24 protein-coding genes are annotated in these 26,639 nt (G+C 62.7%); 20 read left to right on the forward strand and 4 right to left on the reverse strand.

Going from position 1 to position 26,639, the window contains the following annotated elements:
• Window positions 1-8: 8 nt before the first annotated feature.
• From olsA to trmB, 10 genes are all read left to right on the forward strand, one after another.
• Window positions 9-809: a lyso-ornithine lipid O-acyltransferase gene (gene olsA, locus NKI69_RS01480; RefSeq protein ID WP_352554676.1), complete on the forward strand. Its 801-nt coding sequence runs from the start codon at window positions 9-11 to the stop codon at window positions 807-809.
• Window positions 810-881: 72 nt separating this feature from the next.
• Window positions 882-2,303: a tRNA (N6-isopentenyl adenosine(37)-C2)-methylthiotransferase MiaB gene (gene miaB / locus NKI69_RS01485; RefSeq protein WP_352719696.1), complete on the forward strand. Its 1,422-nt coding sequence runs from the start codon at window positions 882-884 to the stop codon at window positions 2,301-2,303.
• An 83-nt stretch (window positions 2,304-2,386) separates the two neighbouring features.
• Window positions 2,387-3,379: a PhoH family protein gene (locus tag NKI69_RS01490; RefSeq protein ID WP_023758127.1), complete on the forward strand. Its 993-nt coding sequence runs from the start codon at window positions 2,387-2,389 to the stop codon at window positions 3,377-3,379.
• An 18-nt stretch (window positions 3,380-3,397) separates the two neighbouring features.
• Window positions 3,398-3,898 carry an rRNA maturation RNase YbeY gene (gene ybeY / locus NKI69_RS01495; RefSeq protein WP_352719698.1) on the forward strand — a complete coding sequence of 167 codons (501 nt, stop codon included), beginning with the start codon at window positions 3,398-3,400 and terminating at the stop codon, window positions 3,896-3,898.
• 28 nt (window positions 3,899-3,926) lie between these two features.
• Window positions 3,927-5,039, forward strand: a complete 1,113-nt coding sequence (locus tag NKI69_RS01500) for a hemolysin family protein (RefSeq protein WP_352719700.1) — start codon at window positions 3,927-3,929, stop codon at window positions 5,037-5,039.
• 16 nt (window positions 5,040-5,055) lie between these two features.
• Entirely contained in the window at window positions 5,056-5,526 is a 471-nt protein-coding gene (locus NKI69_RS01505) for a VOC family protein (protein ID WP_352719702.1), read from the forward strand.
• A gap of 102 nt (window positions 5,527-5,628) precedes the next feature.
• Window positions 5,629-7,221 carry an apolipoprotein N-acyltransferase gene (gene lnt, locus NKI69_RS01510; RefSeq protein WP_352719704.1) on the forward strand — a complete coding sequence of 531 codons (1,593 nt, stop codon included), beginning with the start codon at window positions 5,629-5,631 and terminating at the stop codon, window positions 7,219-7,221.
• A gap of 140 nt (window positions 7,222-7,361) precedes the next feature.
• Entirely contained in the window at window positions 7,362-7,781 is a 420-nt protein-coding gene (locus NKI69_RS01515; RefSeq protein ID WP_023811410.1) for a helix-turn-helix domain-containing protein, read from the forward strand.
• A gap of 169 nt (window positions 7,782-7,950) precedes the next feature.
• Window positions 7,951-9,216: a methionine adenosyltransferase gene (metK, locus tag NKI69_RS01520; RefSeq protein ID WP_023811409.1), complete on the forward strand. Its 1,266-nt coding sequence runs from the start codon at window positions 7,951-7,953 to the stop codon at window positions 9,214-9,216.
• A 23-nt stretch (window positions 9,217-9,239) separates the two neighbouring features.
• Window positions 9,240-9,941, forward strand: coding sequence for a tRNA (guanine(46)-N(7))-methyltransferase TrmB (trmB, locus tag NKI69_RS01525; RefSeq protein ID WP_128304330.1), 702 nt, complete (start codon window positions 9,240-9,242; stop codon window positions 9,939-9,941).
• Between the two features lie 66 nt (window positions 9,942-10,007).
• Here trmB and NKI69_RS01530 read toward each other — a convergent pair whose 3' ends face one another.
• The gene (locus tag NKI69_RS01530; RefSeq protein ID WP_013527898.1) at window positions 10,008-10,175 is read right to left on the reverse strand and encodes a hypothetical protein; all 168 of its coding nucleotides are present in this window, start codon (window positions 10,173-10,175) and stop codon (window positions 10,008-10,010) included.
• Between the two features lie 297 nt (window positions 10,176-10,472).
• On the opposite strand from NKI69_RS01530, the gene rimP reads away from it, so the two are divergent.
• From rimP to NKI69_RS01580, 10 genes are all read left to right on the forward strand, one after another.
• Entirely contained in the window at window positions 10,473-11,117 is a 645-nt protein-coding gene (gene rimP, locus NKI69_RS01535; protein ID WP_013527897.1) for a ribosome maturation factor RimP, read from the forward strand.
• Between the two features lie 49 nt (window positions 11,118-11,166).
• Complete coding sequence (gene nusA, locus NKI69_RS01540) at window positions 11,167-12,762, forward strand: transcription termination factor NusA (RefSeq protein WP_013527896.1); 1,596 nt, start codon at window positions 11,167-11,169, stop codon at window positions 12,760-12,762.
• 38 nt (window positions 12,763-12,800) lie between these two features.
• Window positions 12,801-13,451, forward strand: coding sequence for an RNA-binding protein (locus NKI69_RS01545; protein ID WP_023811407.1), 651 nt, complete (start codon window positions 12,801-12,803; stop codon window positions 13,449-13,451).
• Window positions 13,448-16,024: a translation initiation factor IF-2 gene (infB, locus tag NKI69_RS01550; RefSeq protein WP_352719708.1), complete on the forward strand. Its 2,577-nt coding sequence runs from the start codon at window positions 13,448-13,450 to the stop codon at window positions 16,022-16,024. The genes NKI69_RS01545 and infB overlap by 4 nt, the downstream gene beginning before the upstream one ends.
• Before the next feature lie 125 nt (window positions 16,025-16,149).
• Window positions 16,150-16,590: a 30S ribosome-binding factor RbfA gene (rbfA, locus tag NKI69_RS01555; RefSeq protein WP_023811405.1), complete on the forward strand. Its 441-nt coding sequence runs from the start codon at window positions 16,150-16,152 to the stop codon at window positions 16,588-16,590.
• Window positions 16,590-17,597 carry a tRNA pseudouridine(55) synthase TruB gene (gene truB, locus NKI69_RS01560; RefSeq protein WP_023811404.1) on the forward strand — a complete coding sequence of 336 codons (1,008 nt, stop codon included), beginning with the start codon at window positions 16,590-16,592 and terminating at the stop codon, window positions 17,595-17,597. Before rbfA ends, truB begins: the two co-directional genes overlap by 1 nt.
• A gap of 44 nt (window positions 17,598-17,641) precedes the next feature.
• The gene (gene corA, locus NKI69_RS01565; RefSeq protein WP_023811403.1) at window positions 17,642-18,736 is read left to right on the forward strand and encodes a magnesium/cobalt transporter CorA; all 1,095 of its coding nucleotides are present in this window, start codon (window positions 17,642-17,644) and stop codon (window positions 18,734-18,736) included.
• A 140-nt stretch (window positions 18,737-18,876) separates the two neighbouring features.
• Complete coding sequence (rpsO, locus tag NKI69_RS01570; RefSeq protein WP_269470859.1) at window positions 18,877-19,188, forward strand: 30S ribosomal protein S15; 312 nt, start codon at window positions 18,877-18,879, stop codon at window positions 19,186-19,188.
• Between the two features lie 276 nt (window positions 19,189-19,464).
• Window positions 19,465-21,612: a polyribonucleotide nucleotidyltransferase gene (gene pnp / locus NKI69_RS01575; RefSeq protein ID WP_023811402.1), complete on the forward strand. Its 2,148-nt coding sequence runs from the start codon at window positions 19,465-19,467 to the stop codon at window positions 21,610-21,612.
• A 99-nt stretch (window positions 21,613-21,711) separates the two neighbouring features.
• Window positions 21,712-22,731 (forward strand): class I SAM-dependent methyltransferase, encoded by a 1,020-nt coding sequence (locus NKI69_RS01580; RefSeq protein WP_023811401.1) that lies wholly within the window; start codon window positions 21,712-21,714, stop codon window positions 22,729-22,731.
• Window positions 22,732-22,805: 74 nt separating this feature from the next.
• On the opposite strand, the gene NKI69_RS01585 is transcribed toward NKI69_RS01580, so the two are convergent.
• The 3 genes from NKI69_RS01585 to fabB form a co-directional block, all read right to left on the reverse strand.
• Complete coding sequence (locus tag NKI69_RS01585) at window positions 22,806-24,350, reverse strand: putative bifunctional diguanylate cyclase/phosphodiesterase (protein WP_352719711.1); 1,545 nt, start codon at window positions 24,348-24,350, stop codon at window positions 22,806-22,808.
• 206 nt (window positions 24,351-24,556) lie between these two features.
• The gene (gene fabI / locus NKI69_RS01590) at window positions 24,557-25,369 is read right to left on the reverse strand and encodes an enoyl-ACP reductase FabI (RefSeq protein ID WP_023811399.1); all 813 of its coding nucleotides are present in this window, start codon (window positions 25,367-25,369) and stop codon (window positions 24,557-24,559) included.
• Between the two features lie 13 nt (window positions 25,370-25,382).
• The gene (gene fabB, locus NKI69_RS01595; protein WP_023811398.1) at window positions 25,383-26,603 is read right to left on the reverse strand and encodes a beta-ketoacyl-ACP synthase I; all 1,221 of its coding nucleotides are present in this window, start codon (window positions 26,601-26,603) and stop codon (window positions 25,383-25,385) included.
• Window positions 26,604-26,639: the final 36 nt, after the last annotated feature.

The raw sequence follows: 26,639 nt of genomic DNA on the forward strand, positions 1-26,639 counted from the left end.
ATGGGGCGATGATCAAGAAAATCAGGATTCTCCTGGCGCTGGGCCTCGTTGTCGCCGGTTCGCTGGTCCTCGTGCCGTTACAGATACTGTCGATGAAGACTGGCTGGTGGCCGGAAACCTTCATCCTCAAGGTCTGGCACAGGCTGATCGTCAGGGCGCTCGGCATGCGCATCCATGTCAAGGGAGCGCTGTCCGACAAGCGCCCGCTGCTGGTTGCGTCCAATCACATCTCCTGGACCGACATCATGGTGCTCGGCTCTTTTGCCGACGTAAAGTTCATCGCCAGGGCGGATATGGAAGGCTGGCCGCTGATCGGCATGCTGTCGAAGCTGCAGCGCACCGTGTTCATCGAGCGCGAGCGCAAGCGATCGTCGGGCGACCAGGCAAGCGAGATTGCCAGCCGCATGGCCAAGGGCGATGCGATGGTGCTGTTTGCCGAGGGCTCGACCGGCGACGGCAATATGGTCCTGCCGTTCAAGAGCACGCTGTTCGGCGCCGCCTCGATGGCGATTTCCGAAGGCGCGGCGGAACAGGTGTTCATCCAGCCGGTGGCGATCGCCTATACGCGTCTGCACGGCGTGCCGCTCGGCCGCCGGCATCGCCCGCTTGCCGCCTGGATCGGCGATGAGGATCTGATGCCGCATCTCAAGGTATTGCTCGCTGAGGGCGCGCTCGACGTCGAGGTGCATTTCGGCGAGGCAATCGCCTTTTCCAAGGGTTCGAACCGCAAGGAGACGTCGAAACTGATGGAAAGCCAGGTGCGTGAGATGATGCAGGCGGCGCTTGCCGACCCGCGGCCGAGCCGGTAGCTCCGGCATGCCCTTGCTGGCGCGCCGAGAATCGTCTGTTTTTTGTCACGGAAAGGCGTTAGAAGCCGCCTTATGGACTTGAACACGATAGAAAGCGACGACATCGGCACTACGGCTGGACAGCCGGCGGTGCTTCCCGCGGCAGCGAGAAAAGTCTTCATCAAGACCTATGGCTGCCAGATGAATGTCTATGATTCACAGCGTATGGCCGATGCGCTGGCTGCCGACGGCTATTCCGCGACCGATGCCATTGGCGAGGCCGACCTGGTGTTGCTGAACACCTGTCATATCAGGGAGAAGGCGGCCGAAAAGGTCTATTCCGAGCTCGGCCGTATCCGCGACATGAAAGCCGAGCGTGCCCTGGCCGGCCGTGAGATGCTGGTCGGCGTCGCCGGCTGCGTGGCGCAGGCCGAAGGCGCCGAGATCATCCGCCGTTCGCCTGCCGTCGACCTGGTCATCGGTCCGCAGACCTATCACCGGCTCCCGGACGTGCTGGCGCGGGTGCGCGGCGGCGAAAAGATCGTCGAGACCGACTACGCCATCGAGGACAAGTTCGAGCATCTGCCGCAGCCCAAGCGCGCCGAGGTCATCAAGCGCGGCGTCACCGCCTTCCTCACCGTGCAGGAAGGCTGCGACAAGTTCTGCACCTTCTGCGTTGTGCCCTACACAAGGGGCTCCGAAGTCTCCCGGCCGGTGGCGCAGATTGTCGCGGAGGCTGAGCGCCTGGCCGAAGCCGGCGTGCGCGAAGTGACGCTGCTTGGCCAGAACGTCAATGCCTGGCATGGCCGGGGCGAGGCCAAAGGGGGCAAGACCGAGGAGTGGGGCCTTGGCCGCCTGCTGTTCAGGCTGGCCGAAATCCCCGGGCTGGCGCGTCTGCGCTACACCACCAGCCACCCGCGCGACATGGATGACGAACTGATCGCGGCCCATCGCGATCTGCCGACGTTGATGCCCTATCTGCATCTGCCGGTGCAATCCGGCTCCGACCGCATCCTCAAGGCGATGAATCGCCGGCACACGGCGAGGGATTATCTGGCGCTGCTCGACCGTATCCGTACCGCACGGCCTGACATCGCGCTCTCCGGCGACTTCATCGTCGGCTTCCCCGGCGAGACCGAGGCGGATTTCGAGGCGACCATGGAGTTGGTGCGTCAGGTGAATTACGCCTCGGCCTTCTCGTTCAAATATTCGCCGCGCCCCGGCACGCCGGGCGCCGAAATGTCCGATCATGTGCCGGAAACGGTCAAGGACGAGCGCTTGCAGCGGCTGCAGGCTCTGCTTGTGAAGCAGCAGCAGGATTTCGGCTTGAGCCTCGTCGGCACCACCATCGACACGCTGATCGAGAAGCCCGGCCGTCAGGCCGGCCAGAAGGTTGGCCGCTCACCTTGGCTGCAGCCGGTTATTGTTGATGAAAAGGCCGGCGAAATCGGTGACATTATCCAGGTGCGAATCACGAAGACGGGCTACAATAGCCTGTTCGCCGAATTGGCCTGAGGGTCTCGGCAGATGAGGAGAGACGGTTGAGCGCAGCAGAGCTGAAGAACCTGCCCCCGGTACCGGCATCTGGGGCTTCTGACATGGCGCACATCGTTCTGACTTTCGACAACAACAAGCTTGCCAGCGCCCTTTATGGTCAGTTCGACGAAAACCTCGCCAGGCTGGAGCAGAAGCTTGGCGTCGACATCCGCTCACGCGGCAACCAGCTGACCATCAAGGGCTCAGCGTCGGCCGCCGAGCAGGCGCGCCGCGCCCTGGACAATCTCTACGGCATTCTCCAGAAGGGCGTCGATATCGGCCAGTCCGACGTCGACGGCGCCGTGCGCATGGCGATCGCCGCCGACGATCAGCTGACCCTGCCGACGCTGGAGCGCAAGGGCAAGGTTTCCGCCGCCCAGATCGCCACCCGCAAGAAGACGATCTATGCCCGTTCACTTAACCAGGATGCCTATATGCGGGCGCTGGAACGGTCGGAATTGGTGTTCGGCATCGGCCCGGCCGGCACCGGCAAGACCTATCTGGCGGTGGCGCATGCGGCGATGCTGCTCGAGCGCGGCATGGTCGAGCGCATCATTCTCTCGCGGCCTGCGGTCGAGGCCGGCGAACGGCTGGGCTTCCTGCCCGGCGACATGAAGGAGAAGGTCGATCCCTATCTGCGGCCGCTCTATGACGCGCTCTACGACATGATGCCCGCCGACAAGGTCGAGCGCGCCATTGCCGCCGAAGTGATCGAGATCGCGCCGCTCGCCTTCATGCGCGGCCGCACGCTGGCGCATGCCGCCGTCATCCTCGACGAGGCGCAGAACACCACGCCGATGCAGATGAAGATGTTCCTGACGCGTCTGGGCGAAAATTCGCGCATGATCGTCACCGGCGACCCGACCCAGATCGACCTTCCCTCGAACACCAAATCGGGCCTCGTCGAAGCCTTGCGGGTGCTGGACGGTGTGGCGGGCGCGGTCACCGTGCGCTTCAACGACGGCGATGTGGTCCGCCATCCGCTGGTGGCGGAAATCGTCAGGGCCTACGACCGGGACGCCAAGCTGGCGCGCGGCCTCGGCGCCGAGAATTGATGTTGACGATGCGGCTTCATGCCTGAGGACATAATATCCGGCGACGGGAATGTTCCCGTCGACATCGACATATCGGTTGAGGCGGGCAACTGGCCCGACGAGGTAAGCCTGACGCGGCTGGTCGATGGCGCCGTCAAGGCGGCTTTTGCCGAAACCGGCGTGGCGGGCTGTTCCGAACTCAGCCTCGTTTTTACCGACGACGCCCATGTCCAGCTCCTCAATGCCGGCTGGCGCGGCAAGGACAAGCCGACCAACGTCTTGTCTTTTCCGGCTTTTCCGTTTGCGCAAGGCGGTCCGTTGCCGCCGATGCTGGGCGACATCGTGCTGGCCGCCGAAACGGTCGCCCATGAAGCGGCACTGGAAGACAAGCCGGTCGAGAACCATATCACCCATCTCGTCATCCACGGCCTGCTGCATTTGCTGGGCTACGATCACGAGACCGAGGCCGAGGCCGAGGCGATGGAAGCCGTCGAACGCGCGGCGCTTGCAAGGCTTGCCATTCCCGACCCCTACGCGTAACTACATCTGATCAATTGACCGGACGACGATGAACGACAAACCAGAGACTGCCGCCCGCCCCGACGCCGGCAGTGCGACCAAGGCTTCCGACACGTCGGAAGAGGGATCAAGTCCGAGTACCGTTACGTCTGGCGCTAGCAGTACCTCTGCTGCTGCCGGTGCTGGCAGCGCTGCCAGCGAGACGTTGCCTGCCGGTCCCTCCCTGTTCGACCGCGTTCTGGGCCTGTTCAGGCAACGCAACGGAACCAGCCTGCGTGAGGAAATCGCCGGCGCGCTTGCCGAGACGACGAGCGATGCCGGCGCCTTTTCGCCCGGCGAACGCGCCATGCTCAACAACATCCTGCGGCTGCGCGAAGTGCGCGTCGAGGACGTCATGGTACCGCGCGCCGACATTCAGGGGGTCGAAATCACGACGACGCTCGGCGATCTCCTGGGCACTTTCGAACAATCCGGCCATTCCCGCATGCCGGTCTATTCCGAGACGCTCGATGATCCGCGCGGCATGGTCCATATCCGTGACGTGCTGGCCCACATCACCAAGATCGCGCGCGTCAAGAAGGGCCGCACGACCAGGAAAACCCCTGCTGCCACGGTTCTCGATCTTGCCCAGGTCGATCTCGCCCGCACCATTGGCGACCTCAATCTGATCCGCCCGGTGCTGTTCGTGCCGCCGTCGATGCTTGCCTCCGACCTGATGGGCCGCATGCAGACGACGCGCACCCAGATGGCGCTGGTCATCGACGAATATGGCGGCACCGACGGCCTCGCCTCGCTGGAAGACATCGTCGAGATGGTGGTCGGCGACATCGAGGACGAGCATGACGACGACGAGCCGATGATCACCCAGAGCGGCGACGGCGTGTTCATCGTCGACGGCAAGGCCGAGATCGACGACGTCGCCAAGATGATCGGCGGGGATTTCGCCGCCGGTGAACATGGCGAATATGTCGACACGATCGGCGGCATGATTTTCAACACGCTTGGCCGTGTTCCGGCCCGCGGCGAGGTGGTGCAGGCCATACCCGGCTTCGAGTTCCACGTCCTCGACGCCGATCCGCGCCGCGTCAAGCGCGTGCGCATCGTGCAGAGCCAGAAGGGTGAGCGCCGCCGGCGCGCCACCGCGCGCACCGAACAGGCGTAAGCGTTACGCTCGCCCGATGACTGTCGACGACCCGTTCAAGCATCCAAGTCTGGGTTCCGGTGTTTTCTATAAGGACCCTCGTGCCGCGCTGGACTGGCTGGAAGCAGCCTTCGGCTTCGCGCGCAGCATGGTGGTCAGCGATGCCGAGGGAAAACTCGTCCATGCAGAGATGCGATTCGGCGACAGCTACATCATCGTAGATTCCGAATGGAGCGATTATGTTGCCAGCCCGGCTTCGGTCTTGGGCAAGAACACGCAGTCGATCTATGTCAGGCTGAAGCGCGGCCTGGATGCGCATTGCGAGCAGGCGCGGGCTGCCGAGGCTGATATAATCCAGGAGCCGGCGGATCAGTTCTACGGTGAGCGCCAGTATCGTGCACGCGACCCCGAAGGCCATGTCTGGACCTTCACGCAGACCATCCGTTCGGTTCCGCGCGAGGAGGCCGAGCGGCTGGGCGGCGTTCAAATGGAGGGTTGGCACCGGTAGGGCAGGGCCGAAGCTGTGCATCTCAGCCAGCCCATCCGCCGTTTGGAGCGCGGAGCGCAGCCTGTTAAATCTTGTGTCCTGATTCGCGACTCGGAAGTATGCATGGAGCGCCTCACCGGCCGGATAATTCTGCTTTGGGGTTGGCGGCGTGCGCTCGTGGCGTTTCTCGCAGGCGCTTTTGCGGTGCTTGGGCAGGCGCCTTACGATTTCTTCGCTGCCTGTTTCGTCTCGTTTCCGCTGCTGGTCTGGCTGCTCGACGGCGCCACCGGTGAAGCTTCCGGCAGCCTGTTCCAGCGCCTGCGGCCGGCTTTCGCCGTTGGCTGGTGGTTCGGTTTCGGCTATTTCCTCGCCGGCCTCTGGTGGATTGGTTCGGCGCTGCTGGTCGAGGCCGACAGCTTTGCCTGGGCGCTTCCCTTCGCGGTGGTCGGCATTCCTTTCATGCTCGCCTTTTTCTACGGCTTTGCGGCAATCGTTGCCCGGCTGCTGTGGAGCAACGACATTGGCCGCATCGCCGCCCTTGCCTTCGGCTTCGGCCTGGCGGAATGGCTGCGCGATTTCCTGTTCACCGGTTTTCCCTGGAATGCCGTCGGCTACGCGGCCATGCCCGTGCCGCTGCTGATGCAGAGCGTCTCGGTGACGGGCATGATCGGCATGAACGCGCTCGCGGTGTTCGTCTTCGCACTGCCGGCACTGCTGGCGGCACGTCGGCACCTGCGCCTCGGCGCGGCACTGTTTGTCGTGCTCGCCGCCGCCCATGTCGGCTTCGGCTATATCAGGCTTGCCGCTCCCGAACCGCCAGCTTCACGCAGCCTGGATGTCCGCATCGTCCAGCCGTCCGTGGACCTGTCGGAAAAATGGGATGCCTCGGTGCGCGACCGCATCTTCGCGGTCCTGATGGGGCTCTCGGCCAAGGCGCCGGACCCAGGCCATCAAAAGCCGCAACTGATCCTGTGGCCCGAAACCTCGGTGCCGTTCCTCTTCACCGAGCGACCGGACGCATTGACGGCGCTGGGGGACATGCTCGGACCCGGCCAGATGCTGATTGCCGGCGTCGTTCGCGAGGAAGGCGGTTCGGCCGCGAATGCCGACAGCCGTTACTACAACTCCGTGGTGGCGATCGACGACAAGGGTGAAATCGCTGACGCCGTCGACAAGGTTCACCTGGTGCCGTTCGGCGAATACCTGCCTTTCGCCGATCTGCTCCAGCGTTTCGGCATCGAGCAACTGGTTGCCGGGCCGATGAGTTTCGCGGCCGGCAATGAGCGCCACGCCATCACGCTGCCCGATGGCATCCGTGCGCTGCCATTTATCTGTTATGAGGTGATCTTTCCCGATCTTGTGGCAGTTGACGCTGCGTCAGCGCAGCTTATTGTGAACGTTACCAACGATGCGTGGTTCGGCGACACGCCGGGTCCGTATCAGCATTTCAGGCAGGCCCAGATCCGTGCGGTGGAAAATGGATTGCCATTGGTGCGTGCTGCCAACAACGGCATCTCGGCCGTCGTCGATCCGCGCGGGCGCATCGTCGATGCGCTTGCGATCGACGCACGCGGCGCCATCGACGCCCACATACCGATTTCCGGACAGGCGCTCATATCTCCCGGCCAACGGCGCATTAACGGAATGCTGATCATGTTGCTGTTTGCCGTTGGGGCAGCGCTGTTGAACGTAAGGCAAAGGCTACGGGTGAATTGACAGCCAACACATTAGAAACTCATACTGTAAGTGCCTGAAAATTTCTCGAAGCCGGTGGATCGTTCTGTTGGGGCAGTTGCCTCCGGCTTTGTTTGGGCAGGAAAAAATAGAGAAAGCCGAAAAAATTCGGCGAGGAAAAAATGACAGAAGACAACAAGAAGAAACCGAATCCGATCGACATCCATGTTGGCAGTCGCATCCGGCTTCGCCGTAACATGCTGGGAATGAGCCAGGAAAAGCTGGGAGAAAACCTCGGCATCACATTTCAACAGATTCAGAAATATGAAAAAGGCACCAACCGCGTCGGCGCCAGCCGACTGCAGGCGATAGCGTCCATACTCGGCGTGCCGGTCGCCTTCTTTTTCGAGGATGCGCCCGGCCAGGAGCCCGTGGCGGGCCGTGGATTTGCCGAGGACGCGTCGATGGCTTTCGCCGTCGAATTCTGCGGCAGTCCCGAAGGACTCCAGCTCAACCGGGCCTTTGTCAAGATCGCGGATGCCAAGGTGCGCCGCAGGATCATAGACCTGGTCAAGTCCCTCTCCACCGACGATCCCGACTGATCGGCAATCACGCCAGGACTGGCGGCGTCTTGCCGCCGGTGGCACAAGATAACTGCATCGACATTCATGCCAGAACCGAAGCACCGCTTGACGAGCGGCGCTTCGCCCCGCTAACACGTGGCGCGCCAAAATCGGCAGCCTGCCGATCGTTTTTCAAGAGGGGACACCCGTGACGCGGCAGAACTACTTCTTTACCTCGGAATCCGTTGCCGAGGGCCATCCCGACAAAGTCTGTGACCGGATTTCCGACGAGATCGTCGATCTGGTGTATCGCGAAGCCAAGAAGACCGGCATGGACCCGTGGAAAGTCCGTGTCGCCTGCGAGACGCTGGCCACCACAAACCGTGTCGTGATCGCCGGCGAAGTGCGTGTTCCCGACACGTTGCTCAAGCGGGACAAGGCCGGCAATATTCTCAAGGATGCCGCCGGGCATTCGGTCGTCAATCCGGCCAAGTTCAAATCGGTCGCCCGCAAGGCGATCCGCGAAATCGGCTACGAGCAGGCCGGCTTTCATTGGAAAACGGCGAAGATCGAGGTTCTGCTGCACGGCCAGTCGCCTGACATCGGCCAGGGCGTCGACAACGCCTCCGACCGTCAGGGCGAAGAGGGTGCCGGCGACCAGGGCATCATGTTCGGTTACGCCTGCCGCGAGACGCCGGATTTGATGCCGGCGCCGATCTACTACAGCCACAAGATCCTCGAGCTGCTGGCTGCCGCCCGTCACGAAGGCAGCGGTGAAGCCGGCAAGCTCGGGCCGGATGCCAAGAGCCAAGTCACCGTTCGCTATGTCGACGGCAAGGCCGCCGAGGCGACGCAGATCGTGCTGTCCACACAGCATCTCGATGCGAGCTGGGATTCGAAGAAGGTCCGCAAGGTCGTCGAACCCTATATCCGAGAGGCGCTGGGCGACCTCAAGATCGCCGACGATTGCATGTGGTACATCAATCCGACCGGCAAGTTCGTCATTGGCGGGCCGGACGGCGATGCCGGACTGACCGGCCGCAAGATCATCGTCGACACCTATGGTGGTGCCGCACCCCATGGCGGCGGCGCCTTCTCCGGCAAGGACACCACCAAGGTGGATCGTTCGGCGGCCTATGCGGCGCGCTACCTGGCCAAGAACGTCGTGGCGGCGAAACTCGCCGACCGCTGCACCATCCAGCTTTCCTACGCCATCGGCGTTGCCCAGCCGCTGTCGGTCTATGTCGACTTGCACGGTACCGGCAAGGTCGACGAGGCAAAGCTCGAGGACGCGTTGCGCACGGTGATGGATCTGTCGCCGTCGGGCATCCGCCGTCACCTCGATCTCAACAAACCGATCTACGCCAAGACGTCGTCCTACGGCCATTTCGGCCGCAAGGCCGGCCGTGATGGGTCTTTCTCCTGGGAAAAGACCGATCTCGCCAAGGCACTCAAGGACGCGGTCGCCGCCTGACAGCGGCACCGCAAAGTCCCGCCATGGATCCGAAGGACAGACCAAGCCGCGCGACCGAAGCCTTTTTCGGTCGCCGGCGCGGCAAGACCATGCGCCCGCAGCAGGCGGCCGCGCTGGAAAGCGGCTTCGGCACATATCGGCTCGATCTGGCGGCCGAGCCGCCGGCTGATCTGCACACTCTGTTTGAAGCCGATGTTAGCGCGGTTCGCCTCGAGATCGGCTTCGGCGGCGGCGAACATCTCCTGCATCGCGCCACCGAGGCGCCCTCGATCGGCTTTATCGGCGTCGAGCCGTTCGTCAACGGCATGGCCAAGATGATGATGGCGGTGCGCGAGAAACCGCTCGCCAATCTGCGGGTCTATGACGACGACGCAACAAGGCTGCTGGACTGGCTGCCGCAAGCCTCGCTCGACGGCATCGATCTGCTCTACCCCGATCCCTGGCCGAAGAAGAAACACTGGAAACGGCGCTTCGTCAGCCCGGTCAATCTGGAGCGGTTCGCGCGTGTGCTGAAGCCTGGTTCAAAATTCCGCTTTGCGTCCGACATCGACACCTATGTCAACTGGACCCTGCTGCATTGCCGCGCGCATGGCGCGTTCGCATGGCAGGCTTGCGAGGCGGCAGACTGGCACCGGCCTTATGATGGTTGGCCGGGCACCCGTTATGAGGCCAAGGCCATTCGCGAGGGACGGCGGCCGGCCTATCTTACCTTCATTCGGAAATAGGCTCGCGGTCTTAGAGCAATTCCAGGAAAAGTGTGAAACGGTTTTCCGTCCGGAATTGCGTCAAAGCTAGAAGCGGCGGCCGATGCGATCGAAGGCGGCAGGCTCGACGCCGAGGTTGCGCAGGTCGTCGGCGCGCGGCCTGCGACCGGCTTCCACGGCCCGTGAAGCGGCCACGGCGCTGCCGAATACGGTGAAGAAGTCGCCTATTGCAGAAAATATCTTGCGATTGCTCATGATCATGTCCTTTCGCGCACGTGTGACCCACGGCCATATTTGTGCAGCGCAACATAGGTAGGTGCGTTTCGGCGCCAATCCCATGGGGGTCGCCGCATAGGCGCCATGCACCCCATGCAACGCTGGCGCGGGCCGCCTCGATGGCGGCGTTGCCCGACCAGCATAGCGGGCTTGAAACACAGGCCATGATCGTTTATATCAGCCTCAAATTCTTGGTCGGTATGACGAAGAGTGGGTCCACCCGGTCCCGCTCTTTTTTATTACCTGCCGATAACTTGGTAGAACGACAGGGCTTCAATGACTGCAACGGCAAGCGAGGGCGACGATCGCATCATCCGCGAAAGCGGCATCGATGCGCGCATCGCGCTGATCGTCCAGCCGGTCCTGCGTGGCATCGGCTTCCGCCTCGTGCGGGTGCATCTGTCGGGCCAGAACGGGCTGACGCTGCAGATCATGGCCGAACGCGAGGACGGCACCATGACCGTCGAGGATTGCGAAGAGGTCAGCCGCGCGGTGTCGCCGGCGCTCGACGTCGACGATCCGATCGAAAAGGCCTATCATCTTGAAGTCTCGTCGCCCGGCATCGACCGGCCGCTGGTCCGCAAATCGGATTTCACGACCTGGACGGGTCATCTGGTGAAGATGGAAACATCGATCGTCGTTGCCGACCGCAAGCGCTTCAAGGGCAAGATCGCCGAAGCCGGCGAAGACGATGTGCTGATCGAGCGCGACAAGGCCGCCTATGGCGAGGAGCCGACGGTGCGCGTCCCCTATGATGCGATTGCCGATGTGCGCTTGATCCTGACAGACGATCTTATCCGCGATGCCCTGTCGAAGGACAACAGGGCGCGCAAGGAAGCCAAGAAACGCCGCGGCGAACCGGACGACGACGAGTCGGGTGCGGAAGCGGACGCCACGGAAGAACACGAACAGGAACTATGATTGAGCTGCCGGGCGCAAAGGTCCGGCAAACAGGCTCGGGAGAAAAACGATGGTTGTAAGCGCCAACAGACTTGAATTGCTGCAGATCGCCGACGCGGTCGCGCGTGAAAAGTCGATCGACAAGTCGATCGTCATCGCCGCCATGGCCGATGCGATCCAGAAGGCGGCGCGCTCGCGTTACGGTCAGGAGACCAACATCCGCGCCGACATCAACCCGAACACCGGCGAGATGAAGCTGCAGCGGCTGATGGAAGTGGTTGAGAAGGTCGATGACTACGCCACGCAGATCGCCATTTCCTCGGCTCGCGAGCGCAATCCCGACGCTCAGCTCGGCGACTTCATCGCCGAACAGCTGCCGCCCATGGATTTCGGCCGCATCGCCGCCCAGTCGGCCAAGCAGGTCATCGTGCAGAAGGTCCGCGAGGCCGAACGCGACCGCCAGTATGACGAGTACAAGGACCGCATCGGCGAGATCGTCAACGGTACCGTCAAGCGCGTCGAATACGGCAACGTCATCGTCGATCTCGGCCGCGGCGAAGCGATCATCCGCCGCGATGAGCTGATCCCGCGCGAGAACTACAAATATGGCGACCGCGTCCGCGCCTATGTCTACGATGTGCGCCGCGAGCAGCGCGGCCCGCAGATCTTCCTGTCGCGTACTCATCCGCAGTTCATGGCCAAGCTGTTCACCATGGAAGTGCCGGAAATCTATGACGGCATCATCGAGATCAAGTCGGTCGCCCGCGACCCGGGTTCGCGCGCCAAGATCGCCGTCATCTCGCGCGACAGCTCGATCGATCCGGTCGGCGCCTGCGTCGGCATGCGCGGCAGCCGCGTCCAGGCCGTCGTCGGCGAATTGCAGGGCGAGAAGATCGACATCATTCCGTGGTCGCCTTCGGCGGCGTCCTTCATCGTCAACGCGCTGCAGCCGGCGGAAGTCGCCAAGGTCGTGCTCGACGAGGATGCCGAACGCATCGAAGTCGTGGTTCCCGACGACCAGCTGTCGCTGGCCATCGGCCGCCGCGGCCAGAACGTGCGCCTGGCTTCGCAGCTGACCGGTTGGGATATCGACATCCTGACCGAGGCCGAAGAATCCGAGCGCCGCCAGAAGGAATTCGTCGAGCGTTCGTCGCTGTTCATGGAAGCCCTCGACGTCGACGAGATGGTCGGCCAGGTGCTGGCCTCCGAAGGCTTCACCAGCGTCGAGGAAGTCGCTTATGTCGATTCCGGCGAGATCGCCTCTATCGACGGTTTCGACGAGGACACCGCTTCGGAAATCCAGACCCGCGCTCGCGAATATCTGGAGAAGATCGAGGCCGAGCACGACGACAAGCGCAAGGCGCTCGGCGTTTCGGACGAATTGCGCGAAATCCCCGGCGTCACCACCGCCATGATGGTGACGCTTGGCGAGGACGGCGTGAAGACGATCGAGGATTTCGCCGGCTATGCCGCCGACGACCTGACCGGCTGGAAGGAACGCAAGGACGGCGAGACAAAAGTCTATCCGGGCGTGCTCGCCAATCATGGCGTGACCCGCGCAGACGCCGAACAAATGGTTCTGGCCGCCCGCCTCAAGGCCGGCTGGATCACCGAAGACGAGCTTGCAGCCGAAGAAGTCTCGGCTGACGAAGCCGTTGGTGCGTGAGGTGAAACCGCATCGCACCGAACCCGCCCTTGGACGAGATGAACGATCGCACCTGCATCGTTACGCGCAAACAAGCCGAACCGGATGATCTGATCCGGTTTGTCGTCGGCCCGGATTCGGCCGTCGTTCCCGACATCAAGAGAAATCTGCCCGGCCGCGGTTGCTGGGTGAGCGCCGACCGCCTACATATCGACAAGGCTGCGGCGAAGAACCTCTTTGCCCGCGCCTTCAAGGCACAGGTGGTCGTGCCGCCCGATCTTGGCGGCATGATCGACGGGCTACTTTCCAGGCACGCTCTGGGCATGCTTGGTCTTGCCCGCAAGGCAGGCGCAATTTCGCTTGGTGCTACCAAGGTCGAAAGTGCTGTCCGCGGTGGATTGGCGCTTTTCGTGCTCCACGCGACCGAGGCGTCCGACGACGGCGTGCGCAAGATCAGCCAGGCGCGACGGGCGACAGTCCATCTCGGCGGGCCCGCCATCCTTGCCTACAAACTTTTCTCCGAGGCCGAGTTGAGCTTGGCATTGGGGGGTACAAATGTGATACATGCTGCCGTTCTCGCGGGAGACGCGGGCAGGGCGGTCCAGAAGCGCATGGTTGCGCTCGACCGGTATCGGGGCGGTTCCCCGGACGATCTGGCAATGCTTGCGGCTGTTGCTGACGAAGATGATGCCGCAGAGGATATGGAATGAGCGATACGAAATCGGGTGACGACAATACGCTGAGTGTGACGCCGAAGAAGACCTTGACGCTGAAGCGCCCCGGTATGGAACAGGGCACTGTGCGCCAGAACTTCTCGCACGGCCGCACCAAGCAGGTCGTCGTCGAAACCAAGAAGCGCAAGTTCTCGATGCCCGGCGACAAGCCGGAGCCTGCTGCCGCCCCCGTCTTCACACCGAAGCCGGCGGTCGTGGCCGCGCCCGTCGTCGTGCCGGAAGCACCGAAGGCGCCGCCACCCCCGCCGCCACCGGCCCCGGTCGAACGCAGCGGCATGGTGCTGAACGAGCTTTCGCGCAGTGAAATGGAAGCACGCCGCAGGGCGCTGGAGGGCTCGAAGGTTCGCGAGGTCGAGGACCGCCAGCGCGCCGCCGAGGATGCCAAGCGTCGCGCCGAGGACGAAGAGCGCCGCAAGCGCGAACGCGATGAATCCGCACGCCGCCAGGCCGAGGAAGAGGCGCGGTTGCAGACCGAGGCCGAGTCCCGCCGTCGGGCCGAGGAAGAAGCCCGTCGACGCGCGCCATTGGCTGCCGAACTGGCAACAGTCGATGACGAGGAAGTGGCCAAGCCGAAGCGTGTTGGTGCCGGCGCCCCGGTGCGCCGTCCGGTCACGCCCGAAGTGGCGCGTCCGGCCAAGCCGACCAAGGCCGAGGAAGACCGCCGCCGCGGCAAGCTGACGCTGAATTCAGCATTGTCCGACGAAGACGCGCGAGCCCGGTCCCTGTCGTCGATGCGTCGCCGCCAGGAAAAATTCAAGCGCGCGATGCACAATGAGCCGCGCGAGAAAGTCATGCGCGAAGTGATCCTGCCAGAGACCATCACCATCCAGGAACTGGCGCAACGCATGTCCGAGCGCGCGGTCGACCTGGTCAAGTTCTTCATGAAGCAGGGCCAGATCCTGAAGCCGGGCGACGTCATCGACGCCGACACGGCCGAGCTGGTTGCCACCGAATTCGGCCACACGGTCCGCCGCGTCGCCGAGTCCGACATCGAGGAAGGCCTGTTCAACATCGCCGACAGTGCCGAGGACCTGGTTTCGCGTCCGCCGGTCGTGACGATCATGGGTCACGTCGATCACGGCAAGACCTCGCTGCTCGACGCGATCCGCAACGCCAATGTCGTCTCCGGCGAAGCCGGCGGCATCACCCAGCACATCGGCGCCTACCAGGTCGAGAAGAACGGTCACAAGATCACCTTCATCGACACGCCCGGCCACGCCGCCTTCACAGCGATGCGTGCTCGTGGCGCCCAGGCGACCGACATTGCCATCCTGGTGGTTGCGGCCGACGACAGCGTCATGCCGCAGACGATCGAATCGATCAGCCATGCCAAGGCGGCCGGCGTTCCGATCATCGTGGCGATCAACAAGATCGACAAGCATGATGCCGATCCGCAGAAAGTGCGCTCCGAGCTGCTGCGCCACGAGGTTTTCGTCGAATCCATGGGGGGTGAAGTTCTGGACGTCGAAGTGTCGGCGACCAAGGGCACCAATCTCGACAAACTGCTCGAGGCGATCCTGCTGCAGGCCGAAATTCTCGACCTGAAGGCCAATCCGGATCGTACCGCCGAAGGCGTCGTCATCGAAGCCCAGCTCGACAAGGGCCGTGGCCCCGTCGCCACCGTGCTGGTGCAGACCGGCACGCTGATGCCGGGCGACATCCTGGTTGCCGGCAACGAATGGGGCCGGGTCCGTGCGCTGGTCAACGATCGTGGCACGCAGATCAAGGAAGCGCCGCCGGCGATGCCGGTGGAAGTGCTTGGCTTGCAGGGCACACCGCAGGCCGGCGACCGCTTCGCCGTGGTCAACAACGAGGCCCGTGCCCGCGAGATCACCGAATACCGCCAGCGTCTGGCGCGCGAGAAGGCGGTTGCCAAGCATGCCGGCCAGCGCGGGTCGCTCGAGCAGATGATGTCGCAATTGCAGACAAGCGGGCTGAAGGAATTCCCGCTGGTCATCAAGGGCGACGTGCAGGGCTCGATCGAGGCGATCAACGCCGCGCTCGACAAGCTCGGCACCGACGAGGTGCGTGCGCGCATCGTCCATGCCGGTGCCGGCGCCATCACCGAAAGCGACGTGTCGCTGGCGGAGACTTCGGGTGCCGCGATCATCGGCTTCAACGTCCGCGCCAACGTCCAGGCACGTGCCGCCGCAGCGGCGGCTGGCATCGAGATCCGCTACTACTCGATCATCTACAACCTCGTGGATGACGTGAAGGCGGCTCTGTCGGGCCTGCTGTCGCCGGAGCGTCGCGAGACCTTCATTGGCAACGCGCAGATCCTCGAGATCTTCGACATCACCAAGGTCGGCAAGATCGCCGGCTGCCGTGTCACCGAAGGCAAGGTCGAACGCGGTGCGGGGGTGCGCCTGATCCGCGACAACGTCGTCATCCACGAAGGGACGCTGAAGACGCTGAAGCGCTTCAAGGACGAAGTTTCGGAAGTCCCCGGCGGCCAGGAGTGCGGCATGGCCTTCCAGAACTACGAGGACATGCGCGTCGGCGACGTCATCGAGTGCTTCCGCGTCGAGATGGTGACCCGGACACTCTGAGTTCGAGTGACTTGTCCATACCGGGCGGTGGCCGAGAGGCCGCCGCCCGAGGTCTATTGAGAACGACCCATATGAGACATGCGGCACGGTCCCATCCCGCGCCTCACGCTTCAGGATAGAGAAAAATGCCCCGTCCAACCACATCCAGCCCATCCCAGCGCATGCTGCGCGTCGCCGAACAGGTGCGCCATGCGCTATCCGAAACCCTGCAGCGCGGCGAGATCATCGATCCGCTGATCGAGAGCACCGTGGTGTCGGTTTCGGAAGTGCGCATGTCGCCCGATTTGAAGGTCGCTACCGCTTTCGTCTCGCCGCTCGGCGCCAAGGATACCGATGCGGTGGTCGAGGCGCTGAACAAGCATGCGAAATTCGTCCGTGGCCGTGTCTCCGGCGCGCTGCGGCAGATGAAGTTCATGCCGGAGTTCCGCTTCAAGCTCGACACCTCCTTCGACAATTTTGCCAGGATCAATGACCTGTTGAAGTCACCTGAAGTGGCGCGCGATCTGGGTCCTGAGGACCAGGAAAACGCGGATCAGGGCAAAGACGACAACAAGGACACCGAATAGTGGCGCGCCGCGGCAAGAAGAAGGGCCGGCCGATCTCGGGCTGGCTGATCCTGGACAAGCCGGTCGGCATGGGCTCGACCGAAGCCGTCTCCAAGATCAAATGGCTGTTCCAGGCCGAAAAGGCCGGCCATGCCGGCACGCTCGACCCGCTGGCGTCCGGTATGCTGCCGATCGCGCTTGGCGAGGCCACCAAGACCGTTCCCTACGTGCAGGACGGCGCAAAGATCTATCGCTTCACCGTTGCCTGGGGGCAGGAGCGCTCCACCGATGACCTCGAAGGTCCGGTGACGAAAGAGTCCGACCTGCGCCCGTCGCAAGCCCAAGTGCTCGCCCTGCTGCCGAAATACACTGGCGTCATCATGCAGACGCCGCCGCAATTCTCGGCCATCAAGATCGCGGGCGAGCGTGCCTATGATCTGGCCCGCGACGGCGCGACAGTCGACATACCCGCGCGCGAGATCGAGATCGGCCGTCTGGACGTTGTCGAGCATGGCGCCGACCATACTGTTTTCGAGGTCGAATGCGGCAAGGGCACCTATGTGCGCGCGCTGGCCCGCGACATGGGCCGCGACATGGGCTGTTTCGGCCACATTTCCGAATTGCGCCGGGTCGAGGTCGAGCCGTTCACGGCGGAGGATTTCGTCACCATCGCCGAACTGGAAGCCGCCCGTTTCGGTGTCCAGGACGAAGACAGCACGACGGACGTCACGGACGCAACGGAAGCCGCTGACACGACAGAGGCTGTCGACAAGGTGGAAGTACCAATCGACTTCGACGCCATCGATGCGCTTCTGGTCGATACATCGGCCGCCCTTGACTGCCTGCCGCAGATCGCCATCAGCGACGATGCGGCGACCAAGGTCCGCCTCGGCAATCCAGTCATCATCCGCGGCCGTGATGCACCGGTGGTAGCCGAGGAAGCCTGCGCCACGGCGCGCGGCAAGCTGGTCGCCATCGGTGCCATCGAGCAAGGCATGTTCAAGCCCAAGCGGGTCTTTGCCGGGTGACTACTGTCGTCTAATGTCGAGGCGAGGACTCGCACGAGGGGCATATGGCAAAGGCTGAGACCGTGAAGACGCGGGCACCAGTGAAAACGCGGCGGCCGCCGGTCGGTGCGTCGCCCGGCACGCTGATCGCCGATCCCTCGGCGCGGCGCAGCGAACTCAGGCTGACGCTGATCTCGCCCGAAAAATTCAAGACTATCGAAAATGCCAGCATCGACGACCTCAACACCCATTGCGACAAGTGGCCGGTTATCTGGCTCGATTGTACCGGCCTCGCCAACATCCCGCTGATCGAGGAGATCGGCCGCATTTTCAGCCTGCATCCGCTGGCGCTGGAGGACGTCGTCAACACCGGCCAGCGGCCGAAGGTCGACTTTTTCGAGGATCATGCCTTCGTCGTCGTCAGGATGATCGACGACGTCGCCTCGCACCGCTATGAGCAGATCGCCGTCTTCTTCGGCAATAATTTCGTCGTCACCTTCCAGGAGCGTGAAGGCGATCCGTTCGATCCCGTGCGCAAGCGCATCGAAAGCTCAGCGCCCAACCGGTTGCGCGCCCGCGGTGCCGATTACCTCGCCTATGCGCTGATCGACGCCATCGTCGACAGCTACTTTCCGCCGATCGAGGCCGCCGGCGATACGGTCGACAGCATCGAGGACCAGATGCTGCATTCGCCGCACAAGCATCAGATGCGGCAGCTGCATGAATTGCGGCGCGACGCCAACGTGCTGAAAGGCGTGCTGTGGCCGATGCGCGATGCGCTGGCGACGCTGATCCGCAACGATGTGCCTTATGTGAAGGCCGAGACCAAGATCTTCCTCAACGACACGCTCGACCATGCGCTACGGTTGATCGAACTGGTCGAAACCCAGCGCGACATGCTGACCGGCCTGATCGAGATGCACCTGTCGCTGAGCCAGGCGCGCACCAACGACGTCATCAGCTATCTCACCATCGTCTCGGTCATCTTCATGCCGCTCACCTTCCTGGTCGGCATCTGGGGCATGAATTTCGATCCGGAGTCTTCGCCCTGGAACATGCCGGAACTGAAGGCCTATTATGGCTATCCCTTGTCGCTGCTGTTCATGGCGCTTGTCGCGTTCGGGCTGATCGCCTTCTTCAAATGGAAGAAATGGCTTTGACAAGGCTAAAACCTGCCATTTTAGCCTGAAAAGCCGGCTTGTGAATTGGGCTGGTGTTTTCCGGGGAATTGCACTATATGCGCCGCAGCATAGCGCTATGACGTTTTGCTTGCACCGGCCCCTGCTGGACGACATCCCGGCTGAGGGCGACCCGTTTCCTCAAACAGATAAGGAAAAACACGATGTCGATTACTGCCGAGCGCAAACAGGAATTGATGGGTGAATTCGCAACCGCCAAGGGCGATACCGGGTCTCCGGAAGTCCAGGTGGCCATCCTTTCCGAGCGCATCAAGAACCTGACCGACCATTTCAAGGACCACAAGAAGGATAACCATTCCCGCCGTGGTCTGCTTGCTCTCGTCTCCCAGCGCCGCAGCCTGCTTGATTATCTCAAGCGCAAGGACGACGCGCGCTACCAGACGCTGATCGAGAAGCTCGGTCTGCGCCGTTGACGAATTGACCGGCGGGCTTTCGAAGGAGAGCCCGCCGGTCGCGCATTCTGCCAGTCGCATCGACTGGCCAGACCCGGTTTCGATCGTGCAGAGGGCACTCGAAACCGCCCATGGACGGTCATGGGGCAGGATTGCAGGACGCTCGCGCGCGCACCGCGCCGAAATCACCCGAGCTTCCCGTTGTCTTGCCCGTGGCTGCCCGAGAAAGGAAGCCAGGGAAAGGGCATCCGCGCACCGTGAAACGGCGCGGCCCTTTCCTCATATTAAGGACAAGACATGTTCAATCACCACAAAGTGGAAATCGAATGGGGCGGCCGTCCGCTCATCCTCGAAACCGGCAAGATCGCACGCCAGGCTGACGGCGCGGTGCTCGCCACCTACGGCGAGACCAAGGTTCTCGCCACCGTCGTTTCGATGAAGGAGCCGAAGCCCGGCCTCGATTTCTTCCCGCTGACCGTCAACTACCAGGAAAAGACCTACGCCGCCGGCAAGATCCCGGGTGGCTATTTCAAGCGTGAAGGCCGTCCGAGCGAGAAGGAAACGCTGGTTTCCCGCCTCATCGACCGCCCGATCCGCCCGCTCTTCGCCTCCGGCTACAAGAACGACACCCAGATCGTCGTCACCGTCGTCCAGCACGATCTCGAGAACGATCCGGACATCCTGTCGATCGTTGCCACTTCGGCCGCCCTGACGCTCTCCGGCGTTCCCTTCATGGGCCCGATCGGCGGCGCTCGCGTCGGCTATATCAACGGCGAATATGTGCTCAACCCGCATGTCGACGAGATGCAGGAATCGAAGCTCGATCTGATCGTCGCCGGCACCACAGATGCCGTGCTGATGGTCGAGTCCGAAGCCAAGGAACTCGGCGAAGAGCTGATGCTCGGCGCGGTCATGTTCGGCCACAAGGGCTTCCAGCCGGTTATCGACGCCATCATCAAGCTGGCCGAAGTTGCCGCCAAGGAGCCGCGCGACTTCACCGCGCCGGACTATTCCGCGCTTGAAGCCGAGATGCTGAAGATCGTCGGCGACGAACTCAGCAATGCCTACAAGAACGTCGACAAGCAGAAGCGTTACGCCGCCGTCGACGCCGTCAAGGCGAAGGTCAAGGCAGCGTTTGCCCCGGCCGAAGGTGAAGACGCCAAATACACTTCCGAGCAGATCGGCAGCGTGTTCAAGGAACTCCAGGCCAAGGTCGTGCGCTGGAACATCCTGGACACCGGTTCGCGCATCGACGGTCGTGACCTGAGCACGGTTCGCAAGATCGTTTCCGAAGTCGGCGTTCTGCCGCGCACCCACGGTTCGGCGCTGTTCACCCGCGGCGAGACCCAGGCGCTGGTCGTTGCCACGCTCGGCACCGGCGAGGACGAGCAGTATGTCGACTCGCTGACCGGCATGTACAAGGAGAAGTTCCTCCTTCACTACAACTTCCCTCCCTACTCCGTCGGCGAGACCGGCCGCATGGGTTCGCCGGGCCGCCGCGAAATCGGCCATGGCAAGCTCGCCTGGCGCGCGATTCGCCCGATGCTGCCGAGTGCCGACCAGTTCCCCTACACGCTGCGCGTCGTCTCGGAGATCACCGAGTCCAACGGTTCGTCGTCGATGGCCACTGTCTGCGGCACCTCGCTGGCGCTGATGGATGCAGGCGTGCCGCTGGCCAAGCCGGTCGCCGGTATCGCCATGGGCCTGATCAAGGAAGGCGAGCGTTTCGCCGTTCTGTCCGACATCCTGGGTGACGAAGATCACCTCGGCGATATGGACTTCAAGGTCGCCGGCACCGCCAGCGGCATCACCTCGCTGCAGATGGATATCAAGATCGAAGGCATCACCGAGGAGATCATGAAGATCGCGCTGGACCAGGCCAAGGATGGCCGCCAGCACATCCTCGGCGAGATGGCGCATGCTCTGACCGGCGCGCGTTCGGAACTGGGTGAGTTCGCACCGCGCATCGAAGTGATGCACATCCCGACCGACAAGATCCGTGACGTGATCGGCTCGGGCGGCAAGGTGATCCGCGAGATCGTCGAAAAGACCGGCGCCAAGATCAACATCGAGGACGACGGCACGGTCAAGATCGCTTCGTCCAATGCCAAGGAGATCGAGGCGGCGAAGAAGTGGATCCACACCATTGTCGCCGAGCCGGAAGTCGGCGAGATCTACGAAGGTACGGTCGTCAAGACCGCGGACTTCGGCGCTTTCGTCAACTTCTTCGGTCCGCGTGACGGCCTAGTCCACATCTCGCAGCTTGCCAACGACCGGGTCGCCAAGACCTCGGACGTGGTCAAGGAAGGCGACAAGGTCTGGGTCAAGCTGATGGGCTTCGACGAGCGCGGCAAGGTCCGCCTGTCGATGAAAGTCGTCGATCAGGCCACCGGCAAGGAACTCGCCCGCGACAAGAAGACCGAAGGCGAAGAAAACGCCGCCTGATTGGTCTGAGCCATGAATCGAAACGGGCGCGGCTTATGTCGCGCCCGTTTTCATTTTCAGCCTGGGTTTCAAAGCGCTTAGACAAGTCGAGATCGAACAATGTCCGCCGAGCCGTTGAAGACGCTTTTCCATCCCTTCGAGGCCGAGGCTGTTCCTCTGCCGGGAAAGGGCACGCGCGCCCTGTTTCTCGGCGCTGAGCCGGGTTTTCGCCTGCCTGAAGGCTTTGAGGCGACCCTTCACCTCGTGCAGGGCTTCCGGCCGCATTTTAGCGCGCTGCAGGCGTCGGGCTTCGTCGTCACCGCGCAAGTGGAAGGCGATGGCTTCGATATGGCACTTGTGCTTGCCGGCCGGCATCGCGGCCTGAACGAAGTGCGCCTCGCGCAGGCGCTTGAGCGCGTGGCGCCGGGCGGCCTGGTCGTCATTGCCGGCGGCAAGGACGATGGCATTGCCAGCCTGCGCAAGCGCGTTGACGAGCTTGTGCCGCTTGAAGGCCATTTGCCCAAATATCACGGCATTGCCTTCTGGTTGCGACGTCCCGCCGATCTGGCCGCCGCGGAAGAATTGCGCGCCGCCAATCCCGCTCTGCTGGTTGAAAGCCGGTTCCACACCGCGCCCGGCATGTTTTCCTTCGACCGGATCGATACTGGCTCGAAATTGCTGGTCGAGAATCTGCCCAATGATCTGCGTGGCAACATTGCCGATTTCTGCGCCGGCTGGGGCTATGTAGCTGCCGAGATCGCCGCCCGCTCCCCCGGCGTTCAGGCGCTCGACCTCTATGAGGCCGATTTCGCCGCGCTCGAAGCCGCAAAGCTCAATCTGACAGGGGTCACCCAGTCGATCGCCAGAAACTTCTTCTGGATCGATCTGTTGAAGGAACCAGTCGAGAAGCGCTACGACGCGATTGCGATGAACCCGCCCTTTCATCGCAGCCGGGCGGCCGAGCCGGAGATCGGCGCCGGCATGATCCGCGCGGCGGCCAAGGCCTTGAAGCCGGGTGGGCGGCTGCTCATGGTCGCCAACCGTCAGCTTCCCTATGAGCCGATCCTGGCGGCTGCCTTTTCGAGCCATGCCGAACTCGCCCGCGACGGCATGTTCAAGGTGCTTTCCGCTCGTCGTTGAAGCATGATCCCGAAAAGTGGATACCGGTTTTCGGAAAAGATCATGCTCAGACAGAAGCAGGCATCGCGTCGCACTCAATGCAGATTGGCGACGCGCCGGACCTCATCGGTGACATGCACGTCGCCGACCCTGATCTTGAGGGGGGCGGGCCTGCCGTAAAGATAGCCTTGCACCACCTCGCAGCCGGCCGCCCTGAGCAGCGTCGCCTGGCTTTCGGTCTCGACGCCTTCGGCAATGATGCTGACGCCGAGCGCGCGCGAAAGCCCGACGATGGTCGAGACGACAGCGCCGGAGCTGGAATCGGTGTCGAGGCGGCTGACGAAGGACCGGTCGATCTTCAGCTTGCCGAATGAGAAATCGATCAGGTAGCTCAAATTGGAATAGCCGGTACCGAAATCGTCGACGGCGACCGAGATGCCCATATCCGCAAGCTCCTTCAGGATGGCGGCGGCGCGGTCGCGGTCCTGCATCATCGCCGTCTCGGTCACTTCCAGCTCCAGCCGCGACGGCTTGATGCCGGTGCTCGTCATAGTGTCGCGCACGATGCCGACGAAGTCCTTGGTCATGAACTGGACGGGCGAGATGTTGACGGCGACGAAGCAATCATCGGGCAGATGCTGTGCGTCGCTGCAGGCTTTGCGCAGCACCCATTCGCCGATCGGGCCGATCATGCCGGTTTCCTCGGCGATCGGAATGAACTCCATCGGCGGGATCATGCCGCGTTCCGGATGCCGCCAGCGGATAAGCGCTTCATACCCGACGATGCGGCCGGTCGGGAGATCGAGCTGCGGCTGGTAATGAAGGTCGAAGTCGCCACGCTCGAAGGCTATATGCAGTTCGGATTCGATCCATTGGCGATGGTCGGCGACCCTGCCCATTTCGGCATGGAAGACCGACCAGTTGCCGACGCCACTGGCGCGCGCGTTCTGCAGCGCCAGATTGGAGCGGCGCAGGATGAGGACCGGATCGACGCCGTCCTTTGGCATCGCCACGATGCCGACCGACAGGCTGACCGATTGCAGGTGCGTACCGAGATCATAGGGCTCCATCATCTCGTCGATGAGCCTCTCGACGGTGCTTTCCAGCGATCCGGACACCTGATTGTCGGGCAGCAGGATCGCGAATTCACCGGCGCCGATGCGTCCGATCAGAGCGCGCGGCGGCACGCACGTCTTTAAGCGCTTGGTGAAGGCGCGGATCAACTCGTCGCCCTGGCTGTAGCCGATGGCGTCATTGATCTGCTTGAAGCGGTCAATGTCGATATCGATGAGGAACATCGGCTCGCCGGTCCGGCTGGTCGCGCATGCCGCCTCGGCAATCTTGCCGACCATCGCCGGGCGTGCCACCAGGCCGGTCAGCTTGTCGAAATGGGTTTCCGTGAAGACGAAATCCGCCGATTCATCGACGCCGGCGAAAAAGGACATCGCGGCGACCGAGGCCGCCAGTGCGCAAAGAGCGGCCATCACCGAGACCATCATATCCGCGGAGATGCCGGCAAAACCTTCGCCGAGACCGAGCTTCAAGCCCCAGAGCCCGAGGACGAAACTGCCGAGACCCGAACTCGCTATGGTGAGCAGTCGGAACACCGGTGTTCGCTTCGGGTTGCTGACGGCGAGCATTGAAAGTTCCCCTGAGTACGGGGCTTTCTAGCGGATATCTCCTTAAAATGAGTTTCCGCGAATGAATCCAATTTTATTGGACCGAAAGTATTTCTTGAGCGGATCAATACGCCTGGCGCTGAAACGGATTCAGTTGGCGCGCTTTAAGCTTCGTGTCTTCAAATGTCGCCATTCCAAAACCGCCGCGCACCTTTGGGCGACAGGCGTTAGTCTCGTCCGCCGTCGGTCTGCTTCAATTCGTCGAGTGTCGGCATGGAAACGATGTGATAGCCGGAATCGACATAGTGAATCTCGCCGGTAACCCCGGAAGACAGATCCGACAACAGATAAAGTGCCGAGCCGCCGACCTCGTCGATGGTCACCGTGCGGCGCAGCGGCGAGTTTCGCTGCTGGTAGGAGAACATATGGCGCGCATCGGAAATACCGGCGCCGGCGAGCGTGCGCACGGGTCCAGCCGATATGCCGTTCACCCTGATGCCACGCGGACCGTAATCGTTGGCGAGGTAGCGGACACTCGCCTCCAGCCCTGCCTTGGCGACGCCCATGACATTGTAGTTCGGCATGACGCGGACGGAGCCCGCATAGGTCAGCGTGATCATCGATCCGCCGTCCTGCATCAAGGTGGCTGCATGGCGGGCGACCTCGGTGAAGGAGTAGCAAGAGATCACCATGGTACGGACGAAATTGTCCCGGCTGGTGTCGGCGTAGAGGCCTTTCAACTCGTTTTTGTCGGAAAAGCCGATGGCGTGGACGATGAAATCCAGCCCGCCCCATTCCTTGCCCAGGGTCTCGAATGTGGCGGCGACCGAAGCGCTGTCCTCGACGTCGCACGGCACCACCAGCGAGGCGCCGAGCTTGTCGGCCAGCGGCTTGACCCGGCGTCCGAAGGCATCGCCCTGATAGGTGAAGGCGAGTTCCGCCCCATGTTCGGACAATTTCCGGGCAATTCCCCAAGCGATCGAATGATCGTTGGCGACACCCATGACAAGCCCGCGCTTGCCCTTCATCAATCCGTCCATGGCCGGCAAATCCTTATGCGGAATAGCGCTGGAAAACGAGCGTGGCGTTGGTGCCGCCGAAGCCGAACGAATTGGACAAGACAGTATCGATCCTGGCGTCGTCGATGCGCTTTCGCACGATCGGCATGCCCTCGAATTCGGGGTCGAGGGTCTCGATATGGGCGCTTTCGCCGATGAAGCCGCCCTGCATCATCAGGATCGAATAGATGGATTCCTGCACGCCGGCCGCGCCCAGCGAATGGCCGGTCAGCGACTTCGTCGAGGTGATATACGGCATCTCTGGGCCGAACACCTCGCGGATCGCTCCCATTTCCTTGGAATCTCCCACCGGCGTCGAGGTGCCATGGGTGTTGATGTAGTCGACCGGTGTGGAAACCGTGGCCAGCGCCTGGCGCATGCAGCGGACCGCGCCCTCGCCTGAAGGAGCAACCATGTCGTAGCCATCCGACGTCGCGCCATAGCCGACGATCTCGGCATAGATCTTGGCGCCGCGCGCCTTGGCATGCTCAAGCTCTTCCAGCACCAGCACCCCGGCGCCGCCAGCGATGACGAAGCCGTCGCGATTGGCGTCATAGGCGCGGGAAGCGGTCGATGCCTTGTCGTTGAATTTCGACGACATCGCGCCCATGGCGTCGAACAGGTCCGACATCGTCCAGTCGAGATCCTCGTGGCCGCCGGCAAAGATGATGTCCTGCTTGCCCCACTGGATCAATTCGTAGCCATTGCCGATGCAGTGCGCCGAGGTCGAACAGGCCGACGAGATCGAGTAGTTGACGCCGTGGATCTTGAACCAGGTGGCAAGCGTTGCCGATGCGGTTGATGACATTGCCTTCGGCACCGCGAACGGACCGATGCGCTTGGGACTGCCATTCTTCAGCGTCGTTTCGGCAGCTTCGACGATGGTGCGGGTGGATGGTCCGCCCGATCCCATGACGATGCCGGTGCGCTCATTGGTGATGTCGCTCTCGCCGAGGCCCGCATCCGCGATCGCCTGATCCATGGCGACATGGTTCCAGGCAGCCCCCTGGCTCAGGAAGCGCATCGCACGGCGGTCGATCATGGCCGATGGATCGAGCGTCGGCGCTCCCCAGACCTGGCAACGGAAGCCGTGTTCGGCGAAGGAATCGGAGAAGCTGATGCCGGATTTGGCGTCATGCAGAGAGGTCTGCACCTCGTTGGCATTGTTGCCGATCGACGACACAACGCCGATGCCTGTGACTACGACACGTCTCATTCGCAACTCCTTCCAGGGATGCTGGCCAGAGAGCTG

Source organism: Mesorhizobium sp. M0491 (assembly GCF_040321265.1).
GTDB lineage: Bacteria > Pseudomonadota > Alphaproteobacteria > Rhizobiales > Rhizobiaceae > Mesorhizobium.